We start from the raw sequence: 3,484 nt of genomic DNA on the forward strand, positions 1-3,484 counted from the left end.
CACCAGAGGCCCTCTGAGAGCTTTTTAAAGCCTCCAGGCAAGCCTGGCAACCCTTCACAGTAAAAAACCAGCCGATGGCTGGTTCTTCACTGTTCACGGTTTACGATTTCCATTGCTGCAATATGTCCATTCCAAGCCTGGTAAATTCTGATTTTTCCTCGTCGTCTAAATCATTGATTTTACTGAGCAAACCTAATAACAGAGCTTTATTAACTTCTTCTGGTTTACTATTTAAAACTTTTGCAACCTCTGCACCCAATATTATTTTTTGTCTGGTTTCTTCTCTTTTATCCTGCCTTGCTTTTTTTGTTCTTAATGCTTGTAGTCTATTTTGTAATTCTGCGATTTGTTGTTCTGTTGATTTACTCATATTATTTACCACCTGTTTTTATTTATACGATCATTAAACACATTCTCAAATATTTCTCTTGAAGCGAAATAATCGCGTTTAAAAAAGTTATGCCTGTTTGTTATACTTGCACCGTGGATATTTATAAACCTATCAACTTCCTCAAGAATTAAATCATTAGTTATTTTTTCAAACTCCTCTTTAATTTCTTTATTCTTTTTTTCTAATAAATCTTCAAGTGCTTTTTCAAAATATTTTTGATAAAAAGCTTTTTCCTCGTCGCTTAATAAATTCTTATGTTGATAATTCATATTAACCCTCCACACAGTCAAAATTTAAATATCCATTTTCCACAGAAAAAATTTTATTTTTTAGATAGTCTTTTAGAATTGGTTCTACCATTGCCATTTCACTTTGAAAAAGCACAGTATAAAAACTATCATAATAGTAATCGTAATCCTCAGATCCTTTATATATTTCAAGTTCTTTTGTTATTTCCTCTTCTAAATTATCCCCGATAAAATTAAAAACATCATAAATAAATCTATCGTAATGACATCTATTTTCTTCGTACATATAACTATGCTCTTTAAATATTTTATCAAACAATTCTAAATATTCTTTTTGTTCTAATCTCGGCATATTAAACCTCCTATATTTATTTTATTATTTAATACCTCCGTTATTTACTTTAGTCAAATATAATTTAATATATTTATATATATTGGGCGAAGCCGTTTTATTAGTTCATTATCTTTTTGAGCCGTGGCGAAAATTAGATAATGCCCACTTATACACTCGTTCCGAGTGTGTGGGCCCTGCGGGGCTAAAACCCAAAATTCAAAAGATAAAAAAAGTAAGGGGGTAGCCTATGGCTATATATCATTTAAGTTTTAAATTGTGCAAAAGGTCAGAGGGTAAATCTTCCGTCTATTTAGCTGCATATCAGAATAGAAATAAATTTACCGATAATAGAACGGGTGCCGTGTGGAATTACAGCAAAAAAGAAGGCTTTGACGGTTCGTTAATCCTGGCACCTCCAGAGGCTCCTGGTTGGCTCACAGAGTCCTCTGAGGCCCTTTGGAATGAGGTAGAGAGGACAGAACGACAGAAGAACGGACAGACAGCCAGGTACTTTGATGTTGCTCTGCCGGTGGAGCTGGACGACAAGCAAAAAAAAGATCTCCTTATAAGGTATTGCCAAGAGAATTTCGTAAATGAGGGAATGATTGCCGATATTGCATTTCACGATCTCAATAGTAAAAATCCTCATGCCCATGTAATGTTAACAATGAAAAATGTAGGACCAGAGGGATTTTTAACAAAAAACAGAGAATGGAATGATAAGAAATGTTTAGAAGCCTGGAGGCAAAATTGGGAAGTTATTACCAATGAGGCATTAAAAAAATATGGTCATAAATCCCGTATTGATTGCCGAACCCTGGAAGAACAAAAAGAAGTGGCAGAAAGAAAGGCTGTTTTTGCTAAAACTCCTCAAGCAAAAGCTGTATGGATTGCTCAATCTATCCGTTTGGACAGAACGCCAATGACCCGGATTCATAGGAACAATTGGAAAGAGGGGCAGAAATTAAGAAAAATGGAGCAAGAAGAAAAGAGACTTTTATATAAAAAGGCAGCATTAACATATCATAAAATGACCAAGCCAATAGAGCCAGAACAATCAATGAATATACAAAAAACTCCTATTGCTCAAAAAATAAAATCTATATTCGAAACTGCTAAAAAGAAATTAAATTCGAAAATCGCTGATTTCTTCAAGCATAAAACAAAAAAAGAAACTCCTGAAAAATTTGTCAGTAGTTATGAAATTGACGACTTAGGAAATCACATATTGAAAAAAGAGGCTGAAAATTGGGATCAGAAAAACAATGATAAAATTAAAAAACAGGTTCGTGAGAAAAAAGAAAAAGAAGAATCAGAAAGGTTGAGGCTTAAAGAAGAGGATCAGAAATTAAAAAATAGTTCTAAGCCAATCCAGCAAAATACCAGCACCAGGAAATTAAAAAGATAGTATATATTACTATATACTACAATATACTATACTACATTTTCAAAGTTGTTACCCTGGCTGGCTCTAATTCTCCTTTGTGAATTTTCACGGCTTCCTCTACTGACTTAATAAGCATTTTAAAAAATTTACTATGCTTATTTTTATTTCTTCTTTTTTTCTTCTGCAATTTCTTTTTTTTCATAATTTCACCAAATATTCCAAATCGCCAATTTTTTCTTCGAACTATTTTTTTTTATTCTCTAGTACTGTTTTTCTATATTATTTTAATGCTTCGCACAATATAAAAGATCAGTATTGTTTTTCTGTGCTTCGCGTAATGCTCACCTTGTGAGAACCCCAGCTTCGCTGGGCTTCACCCAAGGTTCCGCCTCCCAGATTTTTCGAGTAAATTCAGCCATTTAGACTGCTAAACTCAAAAAAAATCTGAGAGACGATCCTGGTATGTGAGCATTATTTTTGGCTTCACCCAAGAGCCAGGACTTAGAGATATATAAACTTTCGTCTATATGGCTCCCTGCTACACTTTCCTGGTCGCTCCATATAATCCATTTGCTTCAATCTAACCCCATTTTAAACCCTATCTAAGCGGTTCTGGCTGGGCTTTCTCATAGCCTACCTGATTGATAACCCGGACAACTTAGGAACTCGTTCCAAGTTCGGCAATTCGTAGCATTCCCCGTCTTTGCCTACAACCAACACGACCCGGACAATCACATTGCATTCCACAGATCGAGGCACGACACAATATGCAAGTTTGGTTGCTTAAGGACTTGAAAAGGATGGCTTTTTTTGGGGTGTTGCAATCGAAGGGTATTTGACTTTTTGCGAATTGTAGGTTAAGTTTCTACTTACAGTTCGTAATCCAGTGGTCTCAACACTTGATTACAAGACTCGAAAAGTCGCCAAACTTTTCTTGTCCCTCAAAACCGACGAAAGTCGGTTTTGTTGTATCTGGATCTGTTATAACCGATCTCCTTGTTCTGTCAAGAGTTGTTCAAAAAATTTGATCCACAAAACCTCGACAAAACCTCTCCCCTTTTCCCGTTCCGGGCTTCAATATCGGAGCTGAGGGACACCCTGGCACCAACAAACCGACCCAAGAC

General features: G+C 35.5%; 5 protein-coding genes. 1 reads left to right on the forward strand and 4 read right to left on the reverse strand.

Annotated features, from left to right (window positions below; genetic code table 11):
* Nucleotides 1-100: 100 nt before the first annotated feature.
* The 3 genes from H7R58_RS25165 to H7R58_RS25175 are packed head-to-tail and all read right to left on the reverse strand — an operon-like array spanning nucleotide 101 to nucleotide 991.
* Nucleotides 101-370: a conjugal transfer protein TraD gene (locus tag H7R58_RS25165; protein WP_109233449.1), complete on the reverse strand. Its 270-nt coding sequence runs from the start codon at nucleotides 368-370 to the stop codon at nucleotides 101-103.
* A 5-nt stretch (nucleotides 371-375) separates the two neighbouring features.
* Nucleotides 376-660, reverse strand: a complete 285-nt coding sequence (locus H7R58_RS25170) for a hypothetical protein (RefSeq protein ID WP_109187434.1) — start codon at nucleotides 658-660, stop codon at nucleotides 376-378.
* A 1-nt stretch (nucleotide 661) separates the two neighbouring features.
* A complete protein-coding gene (locus tag H7R58_RS25175) occupies nucleotides 662-991 on the reverse strand; it encodes a hypothetical protein (RefSeq protein WP_109233450.1) in 330 nt (109 codons plus the stop codon).
* A gap of 229 nt (nucleotides 992-1,220) precedes the next feature.
* On the opposite strand from H7R58_RS25175, the gene mobQ reads away from it, so the two are divergent.
* Entirely contained in the window at nucleotides 1,221-2,381 is a 1,161-nt protein-coding gene (gene mobQ, locus H7R58_RS25180; protein ID WP_109233451.1) for a MobQ family relaxase, read from the forward strand.
* Nucleotides 2,382-2,412: 31 nt separating this feature from the next.
* Here mobQ and H7R58_RS25185 read toward each other — a convergent pair whose 3' ends face one another.
* Nucleotides 2,413-2,562, reverse strand: a complete 150-nt coding sequence (locus tag H7R58_RS25185) for a hypothetical protein (RefSeq protein WP_162556323.1) — start codon at nucleotides 2,560-2,562, stop codon at nucleotides 2,413-2,415.
* Between the last annotated feature and the right edge of the window lie 922 nt (nucleotides 2,563-3,484).

It is taken from the genome of Klebsiella sp. WP4-W18-ESBL-05 (assembly GCF_014169075.1).
Taxonomy (GTDB): Bacteria; Pseudomonadota; Gammaproteobacteria; order Enterobacterales; family Enterobacteriaceae; genus Kluyvera; species Kluyvera ascorbata_B.

Excerpts from the sequence above, each read along its gene's own strand:
- H7R58_RS25175 (WP_109233450.1), bottom strand. The coding sequence starts at position 991 with ATGCCGAGATTAGAACAAAAAGAATATTTAGAATTGTTTGATAAAATA.
- H7R58_RS25170 (WP_109187434.1), bottom strand. The coding sequence starts at position 660 with ATGAATTATCAACATAAGAATTTATTAAGCGACGAGGAAAAAGCTTTT.
- H7R58_RS25165 (WP_109233449.1), bottom strand. The coding sequence starts at position 370 with ATGAGTAAATCAACAGAACAACAAATCGCAGAATTACAAAATAGACTA.
- mobQ (WP_109233451.1), top strand. The coding sequence starts at position 1,221 with ATGGCTATATATCATTTAAGTTTTAAATTGTGCAAAAGGTCAGAGGGT.
- H7R58_RS25185 (WP_162556323.1), bottom strand. The coding sequence starts at position 2,562 with ATGAAAAAAAAGAAATTGCAGAAGAAAAAAAGAAGAAATAAAAATAAG.